We start from the raw sequence: 18920 nt of genomic DNA, 5'->3' as shown, positions 1-18920 counted from the left end.
AATTGTTTTTTTAATATTTAGATAAAATTTCAGCATGATAAAGTTTTATATAAATTAAACCGTTCCAATGTATGAACTCCTGAATTTATTGTAAAACTATGTATAAATGGGAGGTGTAAATATTGAGTGATATTACTGTAATACTTATCAAATTTATATCATGCATCATCGCTTTTAGTATCGGACTAGCTCTATTTTTCCCAGCAACGTTCGTCCAAATCATTTCTTTTAGTCTCTTCGTCACAATCGTTTCTTATATGTTTGTTGATAAAATTATTTTAAATCGAATTGGCAATTCCGCTGCCATTATGACGGATTTCTTACTTACGTATTTAAGCGTTTGGATTTTCGGTAATATTTTATTAGACAACTACATGCAAATTGCGTGGGGCAGTATCCTTTCTGCCATCGTCTTTACATTATCAGAAGTAATCGTCCATCGCTTTTCTAATTCCCACACAAGGCACAACAATGATAACATTCGAATTAATCGCCGGTTTGCATATGGTACGGAGTTTGCTGAAGAACAAAATGTGTTGGATAAAGATAAGAAAAAGTAACGTTTTGATAAAGGAGCTCCCTTTTTAATCATGTGGGCTCCTTTTTTTGTACTATCATTTCGGTACATGAAATGATATAAACTTACCGACAATATTTGATACGTTATCTTCAAATAAAAAAACTGCCTCTTATTTAGAGACAGCCACTTTCAAATCTTTTAACGTAACAACATCAGCAAATGCTCCAAACACTAAGTTATGATGTTTCACAATATCTTCAGCACGCAATACATCTGTATCAAACGTACTATGCGCATCACTCACTAATGTTACTTTATACCCTTCACTAAACGCTCTGCGCGTTGTCGTATCCACACAGTACTCTGTTTGCATTCCTGAAATAATAACATGCTCAATCCCTTTTTCTTGTAACACTTCGTTTAAGTTTGTTTTATGGAATGAATCTGGCGTCGTCTTTTCAACAATACTATCAACCTCTTGTGGTGCAATTGCCACATGCACCTTCCAGCCATCTGTACCTTTTTCTAACGGGTGATCTTTTGGCCCGTTATGTTGGACATAAATAACCGGAATATCATTTGAGCGACATTCTTCAATAAGCTCTTGCAATGTTTCTAAAAACTTTTCCCCATTATGTACTGGCATTCCTGCTGTATACATACCTGCTTGCACATCAATTACTATTAATGCTTTTTTCATTTCGCGCATCCCCCTTTGTTTGTATAAGCCCTTTCATAAATCATTATAATTGTTTATATTCCATCATCCAACAATCTTCTAATTTTCCCTCATGCAGTTCATGTTCCTTTAAAATCTTCACTTTTTTAAATTCGCATTTTTCATAACACTTTATCGCACGTTCGTTATTTACTTTAGGGTCCATCGCTATCGCTTCTGCTCCTAAACTCTCCATAATGTATGTACTTGCTGATTGAACAAGTTTTGTGCCAATTCCCTTTCCCCAAAAAGTCGGTTCTCCGATAAATTGATCCATCCCCCATACATTATGCGATTCTTCATATCCATATAACGCTTTCCATTCAGAATCAACTTGGTACATTTGAATGTATCCGATCGGCACTTCATCAAATTCTATTAAACATCTTTTTTCGTTACTACTTGGATTATGTATAAAATGATTAAGCACCTTTTCTACAGTTTGCGGATTATCTCGCCCTTCGTAATACTGCAAAACTTCTGGGTCTGTTAGCCATTTAGAAATGATTGGTGCGTCATCTTCTATTACGTACCTAACCAATAAAGCTCCTTTTTGAAAAAGCATGTGACACCTCTATTGTTCCTATATATTTTTCTTTACTATTACATCTTTACTTGCACCTACTAGTGCATATGATAGTAATGTTATCGCAAAAAATACTGTAAATACATTAAATTGCGAGATTTTATATGGTGTGAACCATTCCGTGAAAAATTGAGAATTTAAAATTCTATTAAAGAACTCTTCGCCTAGTCTAAAGTTTGGTTTCCATTCAGTAACATCACAAGTAATAAAGATGAATTGTACAATTAAAAATGCCCCTAAATACCGAAACCAAATTCAATTCCAAATCGGCTACACTTTATTTAATGTATCTTCCATCTATCTCTAACCTTTTTTATTTCTATCATATTGATTATACACTTTCCTCCCTTTATTTGTTAAAATTTTCTATACAATCAAAGATGTTGGGGGAAATATATGATGTCTAATCCTATACAAAAATCAACTTTAATTATCCTTCGGGGAAACTCCGCAAGTGGAAAAACAACAATCGCAAAGGAACTGCAAGAACATTTCGGGCAAGGTACACTACTAGTCTCACAAGATGTCGTGCGTAGAGATATGCTAAAAGTACACGACACAATGGGTAACTTATCTCATGATTTACTATTCGAAATTACGAAGTATGGAAAAGGAAAATGCGAATTTGTTATTTTAGAAGGTATTTTAAACAGTTGTAGATACGGTGATATGCTGAAAGAATTAATACAGCATTTTGACGGAAACGCATATACATACTACTTCGATTTATCATTAGAGGAAACGATTAGACGCCATAATACAAGAGAAAAACGAATTGAGTTTGGAGAGGATTCATTACGAAAATGGTATAATCCTCACGATACAATTGTAGTGAATAGGGAGACTGTTTTTACAGATGCTTTCACGCAAAAAGATATATTTCATGCGATTCTTAATGATGTTGCGATACGAAAATAAGACCGACAGAATATGTCAGTCTTATTTTCGTTATGTGCTTTATATTTCGGTTTTTATAATTGAACAATCTTTACATAAGTAAAAATATATATTCATTTCCCCGAACTGGAAATCAACTACTGAAATAAGTTTCCGCTCCTCAATATCTTGTGTAATTGTAGCAACATACTTCATTTCTTTAGAGCAAGTTGGACATGCCAAATCCTCTGGAAGATCTTCATATAATGGTGCCCCTAATAATCTACAAACATATTCTGAACCGAACAAGTCGAAAGCTTCCCAGTAACTATCTTCATCAGTAGGTATATCTTCATTTTTCATATTCGTTAACTTTACATTCGTTTTTAGTAGGTGAACCGGTAGCTTATCCTCATCTTCCATTACCCAATCTTCCGTATTATCCTGCTTTATTATTTGAACTGTTTTACCCCCATTACTTAACTGAAAATATTGAGGTTCCCACACCATCGCACAGTTCAGACAAGAAACTAATGGTAAAACATTTAATTCACCACTTTTAAATTCAGCAACCCTCTCATCTTTCAAATCAAAACAGAGAATTTGATGCATCTTCTCACCGCATAGCTTACATACTGGCAAATTGCAATCTTGACCACCAAAGTAATGATTATATGAATCTTTCCCTTCAATTACTCTATACCCTTTTATTTCAGTGTAATGTGTGCCATATAATTCTGTTGTCATATTCCATCCTCGCTTAATATAAATCTGATCCACCTTATTATAAGAAAGAGAACACTAAAAGTCGTTATCTTTCTGAATGGTTTTTATAATAAATTCTTTTAAACTTGTGGCTATTTCTTCAATTCCGGCATCTTCGTGATACCAAATATATATTTCCACACCTCAAACTCATTTAAATAAACATTAAACTCACCTCGTTCTTAATATAGTTTCATTTTATAGACATGATGCAAGTTTCATATTTAATTTAAGTTTTGGTGAAGATTTAGTAATAAATCTCTTAAAAATCCTAGGCCAGGTCAACAGAGTTTTTCAATGAGTTGCACTAACCAAAAAAATAAAAGCCAGTCTCAATAAAGAGAACTGACTTCTTTTTGGATAACTATCGTTATTATAGAACTTTTACTTTAACTGTTTGTCTTCCCCAATTCATTGCCTTACTTTTTGAACCCATTAAAACATCAATACGATTACCTTTAATTGCACTTCCGGTATCACCAGCGATTGCTTCACCATAATTTTCTACCCATACTTTTGATCCTAATGGAATTACTTTCGGATCAACTGCGATAATTCTCATATTCGGATTAGCCGTTAAATCATGCCCCATCGCAGTTAAAACGCGTCCACCATATGTACCATTTTCACTTGGATCAGCAGTATAAGCTGTCGCTACTACCGTTAGTTCACGTTTAGCAGACTGTGTGTTATTTTTAGATACTTCTTGTGCCTTTGTTACTTCTTTTGCTTTTGCTTCTTCCTTAGCCTTTGCTATTTCTCGTGCTTTTGCTTTTGCTTTTGCTTCTTCTTTTGCTTTGGCTATTTCTTGCGCTTTCGCTTCTTCCTGCGCTTTGGCTATTTCTTGCGCTTTCGCTTCTTCTTTTGCTTTGGCTATTTCTTGTGCTTTTGCTTCTTCTTTTGCTTTGGCTATTTCTTGTGCTTTTGCTTCTTCTTTTGCTTTGGCTATTTCTTGTGCTTTTGCTTCTTCCTTCGCTTTCGCTTCTTCTTTTGCTTTGGCTATTTCTTGTGCTTTTGCTTCTTCCTTAGGCTTTGCTACTTCTTGTACTTTTACTTCTTCCCTAGGCTTTGCTACTTCTTGTACTTTTACTTCTTCCCTAGGCTTTGCTACTTCTTGTACTTTTACTTCTTCCCTAGGCTTTGCTACTTCTTGTACTTTCACTTCTTCCCTAGGCTTTGCTACTTCTTGTACTTTTACTTCTTCCCTAGGCCTTGCTACTTCTTGTACTTTTACTTCTTCCCTAGAATTTGCTATTTCCTGTGCTTTTGCTTCTTCCCTAGGCTTTGCTATTTCCTGTGCTTTTGCTACTTTCTGCGTTTTTGCTTCTTCCTTTGCTTTTACCGCTTTTTGTACTTTCGCTACTTTCTTCGTTTTCTCTTCAGCTTTCTTTTCACTTGGTGCTGTACTTGATAGGAAAGAAACATTTGCATAAGCTGTTTTTCCTTTATACTCAAATTGTAGCCATCCATCTTTAACTTGATGTGTTGATTCAATTACATCATCTTTTTTCAGTCTGCCAAGAATTTCTGATTCTGTGTTTGCTTCAGAACGTACATTTAATAGGTTTGCTGTTACATGATAAATATCTTTTGTATACTCCGAACTTACAAACAATTCTTTACCATTTAAATCAATTTTTGACCATCCTTCTTCAGTATGTATGACCTTTAACTTTTGTCCTTCTTTTACTTTTTCGACAACTTTTGATTCCGTAGTTGGCTTTTCACGTACGTTGAGTACATCCGCTGTTACGATAGTTTCTGCGATAGCAGATGTGGTAAAAGCCCCCAATCCAAGAACTGTTGCTGTTGCTGCGCCAATTATCTTTTTCATATTAGCCTCCATTGCGTTTTTTCGAGTTCTATCAAATGCTTCCATAAAATCAGGTGATTTCATGGAATATCAAAACATTAGTAACCGTATATTTATATCGCTTAATATACCGCTATTAGAACCCTTTGCTTCAATAGTATCAAATTCTCATTTTTAATTCTATAAATTATAAATCTCCTTACCTTATATAAACGTTTCCTATCTTTCTTCTTTATACTAAATAGTTGTCGCAATTCCTGCCAGAAATAAACTTACAATTGCTAAAAATGGAGTACCCACTATAGCCCCTCTTAAATGAAACATGTAATCTTTATATCCCTTCATCCCATCCGTACAAGGAATAACAACAAACCTCGGGGTAATCCAGCAAAAAATAAGCCAATCGATTATTAATAAATCTACTAAATTGAAAATCATTACAATCCCAAAAGTATGTAAATAGGCCTCAATATACAATAATTTTTCATGTTGATGTAGTATATACGTAGAAACTAAAGGCGTTCCGAAGAGAATAATATTGTAAATAATTCCGAAATAATATGTTTGCTTTTTTTCATTTATCGATTTTGGCAAAACTACTTTTTGAATATCTTTCGGATAATCATTTAGCCAAAGACGAGGATTATAATATGAAGACCCTAATATCATAATAGATAGTATAAAAGACATAGAAATGCCGACAATCATCATTTGTTCAATTTGCCCCACAAATTAGTCCCTCCTTATTTGCAATTGTTACGTACGTAATTCACTTAATTAGACATTGTATGCATGTTGTGACCTAAAAATTAACAAACTCCTTTAGTAAAATCATTATCATTTGATTTCTCCTAACGCCCATTCTTATTTCTTGCAATATGGTTGCAAATTTAATACAGTGAACATCTAATTAGTGTTATTCACCTTCGCTAATTATTACAGAGTAAATATTTATTAATTTACATAAAGATAGGATTGCTGAAACAAATGAAAATCGAACATATAGCCATTTGGGTATATAACTTAGAATTAATGCGTACTTTTTATACGAAGTATTTCAACGACAAGGCAAACTCTTTATACCATAACGAAGCAAAACAATTTGAATCTTATTTTATTACGTTCGAATCTGGAGCAAGGCTTGAACTCATGCGTAAAAAGGTATATAAAATGAGCCTAACCTTAATATTACTAGTTATGCACATATGACATTCTCTGTTGAAAGTGAAGAACGTGTGAATGCACTGACAAAAACGAGAAGCAGGTTATCCTTTATTAAATGGACCACGTTTCACTGGATCGTTTATTCCGAAAGTGTAATAAGCGATCCAGAAGGCAATCAAATAGAAATCACTATTTAACGATCGTTTTATCTTTTCTGAAGAACACATGAAAATTAGTTTGGAGGACGCATATGCATAAGCTACATTTTAAAAAATTTGAAGCAACAGATTTTAATCTATACTTCCAGCTTGTCTCAAATGAAATAGTGATGGCACAAATTACGGAGCGTGCTATTCCGTTAACAGAAGCGCAAAATGATTATGAAAAATTGTTAATACGTAATGAAAAACATAAACTGCTTGGGTCGTATAAAGTTTATGACAGTGCTACAAATGAATTTATCGGACTTGGACATATAACAGTAAATGAGGATGATTTTAAAGAAGCTGAACTTGGTTATATGCTATTGCCAGAACACTGGGGAAAAAAATATGGTAGTTGTATTGCAAGAGAATTAATTGAAATAGCGAAGCAGACAGAAGTAACCGTACTAAAGGCAATTATCGATCCAAACAATATCCCCTCTCGAAAAATATTAATAAACGTTGGTTTTACATCTGAGAAAGTATGTGAGGTTGATGGATTACCTGGGGAGATTTTGAGTACATATATTTAACTATATAAAAAAGCAATGCTACATTTGAACTAACCGTAGCATTGCCTTTATCTTTTTTTATTATAAAAGTCCCATTTTTACCTTAATACGAACTAAATCATTATTTCTTTATCTCGTCTACTACACTTTGAACTAAAGAGCTAAGAGCTTTCTTTGTATCCTCATCTGTTACTTTTGCATCATCACTAAATTTAGTTCGCACAGATGGGATTAATAGCGAGCCATTTTGAACGACAATTGTATCTAGCATACCTAGCGTAAGTAATAATGATTCATGGGCTTTATCCCCTCCAGCAATCGACGGTGAAGCTGTTATAATAGCAACTGGCTTTTTATAAAGTTCCGCTGATGAAACAAGCCATTCTAAAGCATTCTTCAAAACTCCTGGAATACTTTTTGCGTACTCTGGTGTACAAATAATAAGTGCATGAGCTTCACTTAATGTCTTTCGAAATTCTTCAACAACAACCGGTGCTCCAACTCGATCTACATCCGGGTTAAAATGAGGTAGTTCCTCTATCCCATTATAAATAGTGTAATCTATACCTTCTGGAATAAATGCCGCTAAAGTTTTTAATATGTTTGTGTTGGATGATCCTTCCCTAATACTTCCTGAAATCGCTATGATTTTTTTGTGTATACTCATATGATCCCCTCCTACAAACATCATACTTATGCAGCCAGAGAGAAATCAAAAATATTGAACTATTTAACAAGCTGTACGTTCATCATTTTTGTTTACATAACAATATTATGAAGTGGTTTTTATCTTTCAATAAAATCCAATTTTTTCATTACTTCATATTTATTCTTTAGATTTAGTACACTATTCAACTACCGAAAGGAGAACTTTCTCAAGTTCTTTTTTTGATAATGTACTACCATTTATATAGACTTGGTATGCATTTTTCCCTTCTGTTGCAGGAACCACTATTTTCATAGCTCGTACATTGGATTCTTTATATTCCCCATACGTAATATCGTATCCTTTTAATTGATAAGTCTTTATATCTTTATAATAATGTGGACCTTTTTCAGTTGCTTGATCAAACGGTTTATCCATATAATCTTTATTATCATCGAATATTCCAGATTGGTATAGTCTAAACCCTAAATCCACATCTGATGTAGTTGGTCCCTTTTTCACATTACTATCTTCATACCTCATTGTAATAAGAGGTCTTGGTTTTCCTACTGTGGCATCTGCCTTTGCCTCTTCTGAAATAAGAACATAGTCTTTTGGAATATAGCTAGGACGCTTTATTGGAAAACCAGTTATTTCTCCTGTTTGTTCAAATGTATATGTAAAATGTTGATTTATTTTTTCCTCATATTTGTTTAGCTCTTCCATTACCTCACTATCTCTTTTTTCTTCATCAGTATTTAAACGACCTATAGCTGTATGTTTTCTTTCGCCGTTCTCTACGACACTAACTTTCTTATAAAAATGATATGTTTCTTGTAATAACTCTACATACTTTTCAAAGTCCTCTTTTGCAAATAAGTTTTTAGCAACTTCTATCCTCTCCATCAATCCTGTATAACCTTCCACTGACATTCCCATATCCTTTCTCGCTTCTTCAGGTGTACCTAAGATTTTATCGATTATTGTTGTACCCGCAAAAGTACCGGTTGGTATAAGAACCGCCGCTGCTACAAAGCCAAGTAATAACTTTTTCTTCATAGAAGTTTTCCCTTTCTTTTTCATTTGTTGGTATTTATGAAAAGAGGTTTGTAATTGATCTTCTAAATTAGTAGTTGGTTCGATTGACCCTGCTTTTCTTTTCAATTCATCCGTTATATATTTTTCAAAATCCATTTACTTCTCCCTCTCTTCTGGCTGGCATATGCTCCATTTCTGTTCTTAATCGTTTTAGTGCCATATGTAATCGAGATTTCACTGTACCAACAGGGATTTGAAGAAGTGCGGCAATTTCATCTAAGCTATATTCATGGAAGTAACGCATAATAACAACTTCACGATGCTTATAAGATAATTTTTGTACAACTTCCACTAATTCACTACGTGTTTCTTTATGTAAAATACCTTCATCCATTATGTAAGACCGATCTTGTTCATACATTTTCTTCTTTTCAAAGATTCGAAATCGTCGCCATGATTTACGACGCCAATCTTGTACTTGCTTGACAACTAGTCCATGTAACCAAAAACGAAATGAACGGTTCATATCATAATTCGTTACAGACTTCCACATTTTTATGTACACTTCATTAACTATATCGTCTACATCTTGGTGTTGATTCCCTAATAAAAATACTACTGTGCTATAAATATCTTTACTTGTTAATTTATAAATAACTTGAAAGGCTTCTTTGTCCCCAGACTCCATTTTATATAGCCATTCTTTTAATTCTACTTCATCCAAAATTACGTTCCCCTCTCATGATCCTTCACACTATATTCGTCCGTTTCTCATAAAAAGTTCATTTTACATAAAAATTTATTTATTACAATAAAAATATAATATATATTTTACAGAAAGGATGATTCGTATAATGAACAAAGAAGACAAACTTTATGCTGAAAATGTATTAAAGCATCTCTTCATAGGAGCACAAGTTGATGGATTGCAATTTGGTATTTCTCCAACAACTATAAAAATTCATTTTACAAATTTTGAAGCTGTAGTTGATTATGATGGGCAATTATATATCAACATCGAATCGAAATGGTTTTTATTTAATAATCCACCAGAAAAGTACCCGTCTAATGAGGATGAATTTGACGATTATTCCGAGGAAGAAGAATATAATAGAATTTTTAAAATAAGAAGGCAAAAAGTTATAGACGTGCAATTAGGTAAGGAAACTCCACATTTGTTTATCCTACTTGAGAGCGGACAAAGCTTGTTTGTAAATGGTTTTCATAACTATTATGAATGTTGGCAAGCTGGGGTACAATGTGAGGATTGGCTTGTAGTTGCTGTACCTGGAAATGAAATCGCTACTTGGACTCCCGATGAATTTACTAATAAATAAGCTGTCAGAAATCACAATTGAAAAGGTATAGCTTGCACAAGGGGCAACAGATTTACGTAAATCAATTGATGGACTAGCGACTGTTGTAAAAGAAGAATTTGAAATTTAAAATCACCTCGTTTTAACAGGAAAAAGTGGCATTTTTACTATTTCTAATGTTCGCTAATGCTTATTGCGTGATTTGGCTCCATTGCTACACAAACCCCAATACCCATCCTTAGCTGGATGGGCATGTATAGTGCCCCCTATTAGCATAAACGAGAAGGAATAGACCTTGTAAAAAAACATTTATAATTCCACTGATAGCAGAAAAATAAAAAGAGAATAATTCAGAAATTCCCTATGAATCATTCTCTTTTTATTTTCATATTTCAACATGCTGGATATGCCTTAGAACCCAAATAACGTTCTTTTATAAGTTGACGATGATGAAGCTCATGACCAGCAATTATGTTTGCTAATGCAAGAACCGTGACTTCAGAATTGTTCGCAATTCCACTTTGTAACCAAGCTTCTTTATCTAAACTTTTAAGCAAATGCATAGTAGATTGGCGAACAACTGTTAAATTCTCAAGAAGATCTTGCATAGATTGCTTATCAAAAGCTGCTCTAAGAACATACATATCATCGTTATATCCAGGAAGTTCTGCTGTCTCGCCTCTTGCTATGGAAAGCAATCGATACGCCATAATACGTTCAGTATCCGCAATATGACCGATTACTTCTTTGATACTCCATTTATTAGGAGCATATCTAAAATGTCCCTCACTATCAGAAATATCCTTCAATAAAAGATTCGTTTCCTTCATTTGTTGCTCTAGAATATGTATGATATCTCCATCTGGTATTAAGTTTATGTACGTTGAATAATACGGGTTATATTCATTTGCTTCTGGTCTCTTTTGCATGCTTATCATCCTTTTTATTTTATCCTTATATACAACATATCATAAATTATTATCATATTAATCAAAAGTTTTTAATTTTAAAACAAAAAGTCCCCATCCTATAGGATTACATTAACAAAGCGTCTCATCCCCCAACTTCCAACTAAACCATCTCCCATGCCCTTCCGTTTCCCCAACAGTTTCACAATATTCGTTTCCGTTAATATAATAATCAATATGAAGGTCCCGGTCCCACATGTTGTTATATAGGTGGAATACATCACGTTTTGCACCAATTTCTTTAATTTGTTTTTCTAGCGTATGTTTTACATTTTCAGGTATTTGGTTTGCTACATGTGTATGGAAAATACAGATTACAGCATCTTCCCTTATTTGATTTGCAATGGCCGGAAGAAGTGCTACACCGTCCCCTTCAATTAATTGCACTGATTTTTCTTTTACAAGCGTTGCTGCTTGATCGAATAATTCAAGTCTTTCTTTATGTTCTGGCCAAATAAGCGCGCGTAACCATAAATAATCTTCGTCATCATTTAAATCGTTCACATGTAAATCTAGTCCGATTCTTTCTACAACAGGTGGACTTTGTTTTAAAAAGGATGGCTTCTTTTCCCCTTTTATTTCTGATTGTAAATGAACATTTGATTGTCTATTTCCATACACTTCTTCTGTTCCATATGAATAACGATATTGATCCCAAAATAGTTGTAATCCCGCACTTGTACCAATTTCTATTAACGCCAATGGTTTGTTCACTTTGTTAAATATGTAACAGAAACTTGGATATAAATAGGCACATCGTCTTACTTCATTCGTTTGAACAAGTTTCGTTTGTAATAAAGAGATAATTTCTTCTCTATATACATGGCAAAAATCTTTAAATTGGTAAAAGGCATTTTCAAAATTTATATGAGCATTTCCAACTAAACTTTGATAATAGTTTTTTAAACTGTGCTCTTTTCCTTTTAACAATAAATAATGGACCGCACCTACTAATAAGTTCGGAACCGGTTGACCAGGTTTTGCGTAGGAAGCTAACGTAAGAACTTCCTCATCTTCAGAAATTTTTATTGATAAGTATTCGTATAAAGGACTCGATCCTTTACATTCATTCGTAGAAAAATTTCGAAATAAGTTTGCTATTTTTTCTTTTGTAAGCATTGGTATCCCTCCTGTTTTATTTTCAGAATAATCTTATCATTTGTTTGTTATTTACTCTATTTTTTCAAATTAGATGTTACAAAAATAGAATTTCACTAGTTTCCAAAGATAAAACATAAAAATAGAAGTTTTTCCGGGATAACATCAAATTGGAATTCTTCTCCAAATTCCGCTTTACTACTATGCTTTTTACCCTTATGACAGAAGAATTCTATGAAATAAAACGTTAAATAGTTTAAAATTATCAGATAACACTAGATATTTTAGTCTATTAATTATTATAATAGAGTATGAGATGGTTATATAATTGAGACAAAAAAGGTATACACCTAGGTGGGGCCTAGGCGGTGTTTCTCTTTTACGGCTTAGACATAGAAAACACCTACTCTTTTTTGCCAATATAGGGGATGGAGAGATTATCATGAGCAACATGCAGCAAAAAACAGACGTTATCTTAATTGGTGCAGGAATTATGAGTGCAACGTTAGGCTCATTACTAAAAGAATTAGCACCTGAATGGGAAATTAAAGTTTTTGAAAAACTCGCAAGTGCCGGGGAAGAAAGCTCTAACGAATGGAATAATGCAGGTACAGGGCATTCTGCGCTATGCGAACTGAACTATACTTCCGAAAAATCTGACGGATCTATAGATATTAGTAAGGCTGTAAAAGTGAATGAGCAATTCCAGCTTTCAAGACAATTTTGGGCATATCTTGTAAAAAGCAAATTAATTCGTAATCCACAAGATTTCATTATGCCACTTCCTCATATGAGTTTAGTAGAAGGGGAAAAAAATGTAGAGTTTCTAAAAAACCGTTTTGAAGCGCTTTCAAAAAATCCACTGTTTCAAGGAATGGAGTTTTCTGATGCTCCTGAAACATTAAAAAATTGGCTTCCGCTCATAATGGAAGGCCGTACACCTGATGAACCGATGGCTGCAACGAAGATTGACTCTGGAACAGATGTTAACTTTGGTGCATTAACACGCATGTTGTTTGATTACTTACAAACTAAAAATGTCGAACTAAACTACAAACATAGTGTCGAAAATATTAAACGCACGAAAAATGGTTTGTGGGAAGTAAAAGTACACGATATGAATAGTGGTAAAATCGAGCATCATACTGCAAAATTTGTCTTTATCGGCGGCGGTGGCGGTAGTCTACCTCTACTTCAGAAAACTGGTATTCCTGAATCAAAACATATTGGAGGATTCCCAGTAAGTGGACTATTTATGGTATGTAAAAACCAAAAAGTTGTAGAGCAGCATCATGCAAAAGTATACGGAAAAGCTAAAGTTGGCGCTCCGCCAATGTCTGTACCTCACCTTGATACAAGATATATAGACAACAAAAAAGCTTTACTGTTTGGACCATTTGCAGGTTTCTCACCTAAATTCTTAAAAACTGGCTCAAATCTTGATTTAATTGGCTCTGTAAAACCGAATAACGTCTTAACGATGTTAGCAGCCGGTGTAAAAGAAATGGGATTAACAAAATACTTAATCCAACAAGTCATGTTATCACACGAAAAGCGTATGGAAGAATTACGTGAGTTTATTCCGAACGCTAAAAGTGAAGATTGGGATACTGTCGTTGCTGGACAACGTGTGCAAGTAATTAAAGATACTGACGCAGGTGGTAAAGGAACACTTCAATTTGGTACAGAAGTTGTTAGTGCAAATGACGGATCAATCGCTGCGTTACTTGGTGCTTCTCCAGGTGCTTCTACTGCTGTTCACGTTATGCTTGAAGTATTAGAAAAATGCTTCCCAGAACGTATACTAGCATGGGAGCCAAAGATAAAAGAAATGATTCCTTCATATGGTATATCACTTACGGAAAATCCAAGACTGTTCCAAGAACTTCACGCTTCAACAGGACGCACACTTGGGTTAAATGAAAAAGAAGCTGTTCACAATTAATGAATAGATTAAAAAAACGACATAATAAAAACGTCCGATATATTCGGACGTTTTTATTATGTTTGACGAAGAAATATAGTGACTAAAATTATATCAGCAATTCGACAAGAAATGAAAAACCTCCGTTAACTCTCAACTAGAAATTATATTTATCAATATTATCCTTCGTAAATACAACTCGTTCAGGAAGTACGATAATACCGTTTCCTGCTGCCTCATAGTCATACCCTTGAATAGAGTTTGGTTCTACTTTCACTTTGCCGATTCCTTTTACTTCGAAGCTATCGCCTACTTTTAATTTTTTCCCTTTTACAACAATTTCATTTGCGACATACGTTGCGAGTGCACCTTGTTGTTTTACATCCCATAATCCAAATTGTTGTACCGTTCCTCGTTTTACATAATCACGCATAACATTCGGTGTCGAAAAACCAGTTACGACTACTTTTTTATCCATTTTCAAATTTTCAGCTGCTTGCGCCATCGCTGGAAGTGCTGTTGCATCTGGACATATTACTGCGTTAATATCCGGATACGTTTTTAAAATACTCTCCCCTACTGATAAAGATTTTTGTGCATTATTTTCACCATATTGCGTCGTTACAATTTCCCAGTTCGGGTATTTCTCTTTTATAATCTCTTTCGCCTTCGTTACCCATTGGTTTTGATCTGTTACAGTTGGGCTTGAATAAAAGAATGCGACCTTCCCTTTATCTCCAATTTGCTTAGATGTCATTTCTATTAATAAATTTGCAAGTTGATCTGGTGTACCTTGGCTAATATAAAACGAACGGTCTTTCGGATTCACATCAGAATCCCACGTTAATACAGTCATCCCCTTTTTCTTTGCACGTTGCAGTGATTGCGAGAGACCATCAACTGACGTAGATGAAACCATAATTGCATCGTAGTTTTGATTAATGAAATTGTTTATATATTTTACTTGCCCTGATACACTCGCCTCAGACGGTCCATCGTACTTCACCTGTACACCTAACTTATCCCCCATCTCTTTTGCACCTTCACCGCCTGATGTGAAGAAGCCAACTCCCGTTAATTTCGGAATGAACGCAAATTTTACATCATCTGCTTTTTTCTTATCCGCTGTTTGGCTAGAACAAGCAATTAAACCGATTAAACAAATACACATAATCATAACAATCCCCAGTTTTCTCTTCATGACATTTCCCCCTTATGCAAATTCCTTCTTTTCCCCGTAGTGAATCGTTGTAATTTGAAATGTCTCATAATAACAGAAATAATAAGGATAATACCTATTACTACATTTGATTGTTCATTCGTTAAGCCCGTCATTTGCAAACCGTACTGCATGAGTCCTATAAAAATACTCGCTAGTACCGTCCCAATAATACTCCCTTTTCCGCCCGTAATAAGTGTGCCGCCTAATACAACTGCCGTAATAACTGGCAAAATCGTTTCACTTCCAATATCAGCACGAGCAGAACCGAAATAAGCTGTTAAGAAAGCTCCTCCTAATCCACCACCTAACCCAGAAAGTACGTAAGCAATAATCACTACTTTCTTCGTTCGAATACCGGAATATTTCGCCGTACTTTCATTTACGCCAGTTAATTTTGCGTAGCGACCATATGTTGTACGGTGAAACAATATCGTAAATACTATCGTTAAAATGACAAGGAGCCATAATAGATTAGGTATACCGATAAAACTACCATTTGCCAGTTGCACATACGAATCTGGTAAACCACTTATTCCTTCATAGCCCGCTGCACCCGAACCACCTGAAATAACAAGGGCGATTCCCGCATATAAAAACATCGTTCCAAGTGTAACAACAAGAGGTTCTACATCTGTCATTTTTATAATAAGTCCATTTAATCCGCCCGCTATACAACTTACTACGAGCGCAATGATAACGGCCAACAGTATAGGCATGCCATTCATCCAAAATACTCCGATAAGAATCGAAGTAAGTCCCATAATAGATCCTACTGATACATCAATTCCACCGGTTACAATAACAAATGTCATCGGAATAGCCGCGATTGAAATAATGAGGAAATCGTTCATACTAAAAAGGAGGTTACTAATGTTTAAGAAATCACTATTTATGAAACTAAAGAGAATGAATTCTACGAGAAGCAATATGAGAAGAACCCCTTCCCATCTATACAAGCTACGTATTCCTTTCATAGATTCACCCTCCTTTCTTCTAATTGCCGGAGTTTCTTCCATTTTTTTAAGACACTATCTAATACGATGATGAGTAGAAGTAAAAATCCTGAAATAGCACTATTCCAAAATGCAGGTATTTTTAAAAAGACGAGTGAACTGCTTATCACTTCTAAGAAGAATGCACCTAATGCCGCTCCAAATATAGAGCCTGTTCCTCCTTTTAAATGAATACCACCTAAAACAGCAGCGGCGATAACTTGCAATTCTATTCCTGTACCTGTTTGATTTGGAACGAATCCAATATTCATTACGAATATACATCCAGCGAGCCCAGCGCTTATGCCTGATATGATAAACGCGTATATTTTCACTTTATCTACATGTATTCCAATAAGCCTTGCACCATCTTCATTATCACCGACCGCATAAAAATATCTTCCAATTTGAACTTTCATTAAAAAGAAATATAGTAGTAGTAATATGATAAGAACGGTCCATACCGTTATCGGAATACCTAACATCATAATAGAAGCAATTTGTTTATACTCATTCGGAATATCTTCAATCCACTTTCCGCCCGTAAATATTAACATTGCACCTCTAATAATACCGAGCATTCCTAATGTCATAATGATGGCTGGCACTCGAAATTTCGTAACGCCAATTCCGTTTACCATACCAATAAGAGCACCAAATATAATTGCCGCAAATATCGAAATAAAAGCACTGTATCCATCTGTTAACAACATCCCACAAACCGCAGCGCTTAATCCCATGATAGATCCTACTGATACATCTATATTTTTCGTAAACAATACGAAAGATTGACCAATTGCCAAAATAACTAAAATAACGCTTGATTTCATAATTAAAGATAAAGAGCTAAACTGCACAAAACTCGGATTCATTACTCCAACGAAGGCTATGTAAAGAAGTAATAAAATAATAATAGACGTCTCATGCATTTTAAATAAACGCTTCACTCCGTTACACCTCCCTTTCCTCCGTACGCAAGGCGTGTAACTTCATCAATACAAATTTCCTTCTTCTCTAAATGAGAGACGAATTCTCCGTTTCTCATCACATATACCCGATTCGCTAATTGAACAATTTCTTCTACATCTGAAGAGATTAATATGATCGCAAGTCCCTCTCTCTTCAAACTTTGTATCGTTTCGTATACCTCTAGTCTTGCTTTCGCATCAATACCGCGGGTCGGTTCATCAAGAATAATCACTTTCGGATTACATGCAAGATATTTCGCTAGCACGACCCTCTGTTGGTTCCCACCTGATAAAGACGTCATTTTCTCATTCATATGAGGGACAACAATTTGAAACTGTTTTATATACAACTCTGATAAAGCGCTTTCTTTTTTGTTGTTTAAAAAGAAGCTACTCATACTTTTTAAAGATGCAGATGTTATATTTTCCTTAACAGACGCAATTGAAAATATACCATTCCCTGCTCGGTCCTCCGGTACATACACCATACCTTCCTTTATTCGCTTATGTACCGAATACTTCGTAATGGATTTTCCCTCTAATAAAACGGAACCTGATTTCAAAGGCATTAATCCAAATATTGATTCAGCTAATTCAGTCCTACCTGATCCGACAATACCTGAAATCCCGACAATTTCTCCAGCGTGTACAGTTAATGATACATTTTGAAAAGCATAACTAGACGCATTCATGACATCTAATACTTTTTCCGAATGCTCTATTTCTTCTTGCGCGATTTCTTTCTTCTCCTCAAGTTTATAACCTTTCGGTAATAACCCCTCCATTAGCATGTCATATGTATAGCTTGATACATCCCCTTGACTTACAATCATACCGTCACGCAAAATCGCTACTTTATTTGCAATTTCAAAGATTTCTGGAAAACGATGCGTAATGTATATCATGCCAATTCCTTTTTCTCTTAAGCTTTTTATCAACACAAAAAGACTCTTAATTTCGTGAGTTGTTAATGTCGATGTTGGCTCATCTAGAATAAGAATCTCAGCTTCCCTTATTAATCCCCTCAATATTTCTACTAATTGTTGCTGGGCAATGGATAACGATAACCCTAGCTTCTGAAGTTGAATGTTCCAACCTAAGCCTTCTAGCAACTTATTAATTTTATTTCGAAGTTCTTTCTTTTTCGCTTTCATTCCGATACAAATGTTCTCTTCAATTGTCATATGCGGAAAGATGAGTGGCTCTTGTGGTATTAAATATATGCCATGTTGATGTGCTTCTGCTGTGTTTGAAAACTGTTGTATTTCCCCTTTCACATACATCTTGCCAGCATCGTATGAATACAAACCCGTTAATATTTTCATTAACGTTGATTTCCCGGCACCATTTCCTCCGACTAAAGCGTATACATCTCCAGGCTCTAATTGTAAATTCACCTCTTTTAATACTAGTTGATCTGCAAATGATTTACTCATCTTTGTAACTTGGAATAAGGGCACGTTCTCCACATGTTGTCACCTGCCTTTATGCAGAACATTTTTTGAGAAAATGATTTTTTGTTCTACTTGTTTTGTAGCATTGTATATTTCTTTTTCCATATCTAGAACACTTTTTTCACCGGACTATTTAT

20 protein-coding genes and 2 pseudogenes are annotated in these 18920 nt (G+C 34.7%); 6 read left to right on the top strand and 16 right to left on the bottom strand.

Annotated elements, in window-relative coordinates; genetic code table 11:
- The first annotated feature begins 122 nt into the window (after positions 1–122).
- Positions 123–560, top strand: coding sequence for a YndM family protein (locus tag QCI75_RS12425; protein ID WP_144506800.1), 438 nt, complete (start codon positions 123–125; stop codon positions 558–560).
- A 129-nt stretch (positions 561–689) separates the two neighbouring features.
- Here the strand turns inward: QCI75_RS12425 and QCI75_RS12420 are convergent, their stop codons facing one another.
- From QCI75_RS12420 to QCI75_RS12410, 3 genes are read right to left on the bottom strand one after another with little or no spacing between them, the layout of a single operon-like run.
- Positions 690–1220 carry a cysteine hydrolase family protein gene (locus QCI75_RS12420; protein WP_144506799.1) on the bottom strand — a complete coding sequence of 177 codons (531 nt, stop codon included), beginning with the start codon at positions 1218–1220 and terminating at the stop codon, positions 690–692.
- A 43-nt stretch (positions 1221–1263) separates the two neighbouring features.
- Positions 1264–1803, bottom strand: coding sequence for a GNAT family N-acetyltransferase (locus tag QCI75_RS12415; protein ID WP_144506798.1), 540 nt, complete (start codon positions 1801–1803; stop codon positions 1264–1266).
- A gap of 18 nt (positions 1804–1821) precedes the next feature.
- Entirely contained in the window at positions 1822–2079 is a 258-nt protein-coding gene (locus QCI75_RS12410) for a YfzA family protein (protein WP_235676369.1), read from the bottom strand.
- A 141-nt stretch (positions 2080–2220) separates the two neighbouring features.
- On the opposite strand from QCI75_RS12410, the gene QCI75_RS12405 reads away from it, so the two are divergent.
- Positions 2221–2742 (top strand): kinase, encoded by a 522-nt coding sequence (locus QCI75_RS12405; protein ID WP_144506797.1) that lies wholly within the window; start codon positions 2221–2223, stop codon positions 2740–2742.
- Positions 2743–2781: 39 nt separating this feature from the next.
- Here QCI75_RS12405 and QCI75_RS12400 read toward each other — a convergent pair whose 3' ends face one another.
- The 4 genes and pseudogenes from QCI75_RS12400 to QCI75_RS12385 all read right to left on the bottom strand — a co-directional run bounded on the left by QCI75_RS12400 (position 2782) and on the right by QCI75_RS12385 (position 6007).
- Entirely contained in the window at positions 2782–3447 is a 666-nt protein-coding gene (locus QCI75_RS12400; protein ID WP_144506796.1) for a hypothetical protein, read from the bottom strand.
- Positions 3448–3501: 54 nt separating this feature from the next.
- A pseudogene (locus tag QCI75_RS12395) lies at positions 3502–3603 on the bottom strand (SMI1/KNR4 family protein); the annotation flags it as partial.
- A 235-nt stretch (positions 3604–3838) separates the two neighbouring features.
- Positions 3839–5299 (bottom strand): cell wall-binding protein EntB, encoded by a 1461-nt coding sequence (gene entB / locus QCI75_RS12390; RefSeq protein ID WP_353760571.1) that lies wholly within the window; start codon positions 5297–5299, stop codon positions 3839–3841.
- 216 nt (positions 5300–5515) lie between these two features.
- Complete coding sequence (locus QCI75_RS12385) at positions 5516–6007, bottom strand: nitroreductase (RefSeq protein ID WP_144506795.1); 492 nt, start codon at positions 6005–6007, stop codon at positions 5516–5518.
- A gap of 258 nt (positions 6008–6265) precedes the next feature.
- Here QCI75_RS12385 and QCI75_RS12380 point away from each other — a divergent pair.
- Together QCI75_RS12380 and QCI75_RS12375 are read left to right on the top strand one after the other, a co-directional pair.
- Positions 6266–6639, top strand: a pseudogene (locus QCI75_RS12380) (VOC family protein).
- Between the two features lie 53 nt (positions 6640–6692).
- Positions 6693–7178, top strand: a complete 486-nt coding sequence (locus QCI75_RS12375; protein ID WP_144506794.1) for a GNAT family N-acetyltransferase — start codon at positions 6693–6695, stop codon at positions 7176–7178.
- 100 nt (positions 7179–7278) lie between these two features.
- Here the strand turns inward: QCI75_RS12375 and QCI75_RS12370 are convergent, their stop codons facing one another.
- From QCI75_RS12370 to QCI75_RS12360, 3 genes are all read right to left on the bottom strand, one after another.
- Positions 7279–7824: an NADPH-dependent FMN reductase gene (locus QCI75_RS12370; RefSeq protein WP_144506793.1), complete on the bottom strand. Its 546-nt coding sequence runs from the start codon at positions 7822–7824 to the stop codon at positions 7279–7281.
- Between the two features lie 180 nt (positions 7825–8004).
- Positions 8005–8997 carry a hypothetical protein gene (locus QCI75_RS12365; RefSeq protein WP_144506792.1) on the bottom strand — a complete coding sequence of 331 codons (993 nt, stop codon included), beginning with the start codon at positions 8995–8997 and terminating at the stop codon, positions 8005–8007.
- Entirely contained in the window at positions 8987–9565 is a 579-nt protein-coding gene (locus QCI75_RS12360; RefSeq protein WP_353760570.1) for a sigma-70 family RNA polymerase sigma factor, read from the bottom strand. The genes QCI75_RS12365 and QCI75_RS12360 overlap by 11 nt, the downstream gene beginning before the upstream one ends.
- Before the next feature lie 130 nt (positions 9566–9695).
- Between QCI75_RS12360 and QCI75_RS12355 the strand changes: the two genes are divergently transcribed.
- Positions 9696–10178, top strand: coding sequence for a hypothetical protein (locus QCI75_RS12355; protein ID WP_144506791.1), 483 nt, complete (start codon positions 9696–9698; stop codon positions 10176–10178).
- 371 nt (positions 10179–10549) lie between these two features.
- Here the strand turns inward: QCI75_RS12355 and QCI75_RS12350 are convergent, their stop codons facing one another.
- Both QCI75_RS12350 and QCI75_RS12345 read right to left on the bottom strand, forming a co-directional pair.
- Complete coding sequence (locus tag QCI75_RS12350) at positions 10550–11086, bottom strand: DinB family protein (RefSeq protein ID WP_144506790.1); 537 nt, start codon at positions 11084–11086, stop codon at positions 10550–10552.
- 111 nt (positions 11087–11197) lie between these two features.
- Positions 11198–12244, bottom strand: a complete 1047-nt coding sequence (locus tag QCI75_RS12345) for a DUF2332 domain-containing protein (RefSeq protein ID WP_144506789.1) — start codon at positions 12242–12244, stop codon at positions 11198–11200.
- Between the two features lie 421 nt (positions 12245–12665).
- On the opposite strand from QCI75_RS12345, the gene QCI75_RS12340 reads away from it, so the two are divergent.
- Entirely contained in the window at positions 12666–14168 is a 1503-nt protein-coding gene (locus tag QCI75_RS12340) for a malate:quinone oxidoreductase (RefSeq protein WP_353760569.1), read from the top strand.
- Positions 14169–14304: 136 nt separating this feature from the next.
- Here QCI75_RS12340 and lsrB read toward each other — a convergent pair whose 3' ends face one another.
- The 4 genes from lsrB to QCI75_RS12320 are packed head-to-tail and all read right to left on the bottom strand — an operon-like array spanning position 14305 to position 18798.
- A complete protein-coding gene (lsrB, locus tag QCI75_RS12335) occupies positions 14305–15348 on the bottom strand; it encodes an autoinducer 2 ABC transporter substrate-binding protein LsrB (protein ID WP_144506787.1) in 1044 nt (347 codons plus the stop codon).
- Positions 15345–16343, bottom strand: coding sequence for an ABC transporter permease (locus QCI75_RS12330; protein WP_144506786.1), 999 nt, complete (start codon positions 16341–16343; stop codon positions 15345–15347). The genes lsrB and QCI75_RS12330 overlap by 4 nt, the downstream gene beginning before the upstream one ends.
- Complete coding sequence (locus QCI75_RS12325; RefSeq protein ID WP_353760568.1) at positions 16340–17308, bottom strand: ABC transporter permease subunit; 969 nt, start codon at positions 17306–17308, stop codon at positions 16340–16342. Before QCI75_RS12325 ends, QCI75_RS12330 begins: the two co-directional genes overlap by 4 nt.
- Positions 17305–18798 (bottom strand): sugar ABC transporter ATP-binding protein, encoded by a 1494-nt coding sequence (locus QCI75_RS12320; RefSeq protein ID WP_353760567.1) that lies wholly within the window; start codon positions 18796–18798, stop codon positions 17305–17307. Before QCI75_RS12320 ends, QCI75_RS12325 begins: the two co-directional genes overlap by 4 nt.
- Between the last annotated feature and the right edge of the window lie 122 nt (positions 18799–18920).

This window comes from Bacillus cereus group sp. RP43 (assembly GCF_040459645.1).
GTDB lineage: Bacteria > Bacillota > Bacilli > Bacillales > Bacillaceae_G > Bacillus_A > Bacillus_A mycoides_C.
Note: the sequence above shows the minus strand (reverse complement) of the source record. Positions and strands in the feature narration are given on the sequence as shown.

Coding starts and splice junctions, on each gene's coding strand:
- QCI75_RS12365 (WP_144506792.1), bottom strand. CDS start 8,997: ATGGATTTTGAAAAATATATAACGGATGAATTGAAAAGAAAAGCAGGG.
- lsrB (WP_144506787.1), bottom strand. CDS start 15,348: ATGAAGAGAAAACTGGGGATTGTTATGATTATGTGTATTTGTTTAATC.
- QCI75_RS12340 (WP_353760569.1), top strand. CDS start 12,666: ATGAGCAACATGCAGCAAAAAACAGACGTTATCTTAATTGGTGCAGGA.
- QCI75_RS12345 (WP_144506789.1), bottom strand. CDS start 12,244: ATGCTTACAAAAGAAAAAATAGCAAACTTATTTCGAAATTTTTCTACG.
- QCI75_RS12370 (WP_144506793.1), bottom strand. CDS start 7,824: ATGAGTATACACAAAAAAATCATAGCGATTTCAGGAAGTATTAGGGAA.
- QCI75_RS12420 (WP_144506799.1), bottom strand. CDS start 1,220: ATGAAAAAAGCATTAATAGTAATTGATGTGCAAGCAGGTATGTATACA.
- QCI75_RS12355 (WP_144506791.1), top strand. CDS start 9,696: ATGAACAAAGAAGACAAACTTTATGCTGAAAATGTATTAAAGCATCTC.
- QCI75_RS12405 (WP_144506797.1), top strand. CDS start 2,221: ATGATGTCTAATCCTATACAAAAATCAACTTTAATTATCCTTCGGGGA.
- QCI75_RS12330 (WP_144506786.1), bottom strand. CDS start 16,343: ATGAAAGGAATACGTAGCTTGTATAGATGGGAAGGGGTTCTTCTCATA.
- QCI75_RS12415 (WP_144506798.1), bottom strand. CDS start 1,803: ATGCTTTTTCAAAAAGGAGCTTTATTGGTTAGGTACGTAATAGAAGAT.
- entB (WP_353760571.1), bottom strand. CDS start 5,299: ATGAAAAAGATAATTGGCGCAGCAACAGCAACAGTTCTTGGATTGGGG.
- QCI75_RS12400 (WP_144506796.1), bottom strand. CDS start 3,447: ATGACAACAGAATTATATGGCACACATTACACTGAAATAAAAGGGTAT.
- QCI75_RS12375 (WP_144506794.1), top strand. CDS start 6,693: ATGCATAAGCTACATTTTAAAAAATTTGAAGCAACAGATTTTAATCTA.
- QCI75_RS12350 (WP_144506790.1), bottom strand. CDS start 11,086: ATGCAAAAGAGACCAGAAGCAAATGAATATAACCCGTATTATTCAACG.